A 482-nucleotide genomic window follows, 5' to 3' on the forward strand; every position below is an offset into this window, starting at 1 on the left:
GTCGTAGTGAAGGTGGTGCGGAACCGGAAGCCCGGAACCCGTTCGGTGCCCAAACGCAGCAGAAAGTACCCCCGCCCTGGGGGCGGAGCCTCCTGCTCGGTGACCGGGTCGTAGCCGGCCGGGGTGGACAGGCTCGCCACCCACTCGCGGTCGGAATCGGTGAACGGGACGATCGCGTCGAGCTTGTCCATCTCACTCTTGGGCAGGCCACCGACGATCAAGCCACCGGCACGTTCGATGAAGCCCTTCGCCTTACTGATGTCGACAGTGGACTCCAACGATTCGAGGTCCTTGACCGTGTGGGTGATCATCGCCAGCGCCGTGCCGCGGGTGCGCGTCAGACGGGTGAGTTCATTGATGCGACCGACCATGCCGGGACCCGAATCGAGGACCCTCCAGAGCTCGTCGAGCACGGCCACGAACAGCCGCTGCGGCCCCAAGCCGCATTCGGCGAGGATGTGGGCGGCTTCGATGGCGCCGAA

General features: G+C 66.0%; 1 pseudogene. It reads right to left on the bottom strand.

Going from position 1 to position 482, the window contains the following annotated elements:
- A pseudogene (locus tag ACFWJO_RS38730) lies at positions 1–482 on the bottom strand (ATP/GTP-binding protein); the annotation flags it as partial.

The sequence above is a fragment of the Streptomyces sp. NPDC127092 genome, from assembly GCF_042722475.1.
Lineage (GTDB): Bacteria > Actinomycetota > Actinomycetes > Streptomycetales > Streptomycetaceae > Streptomyces.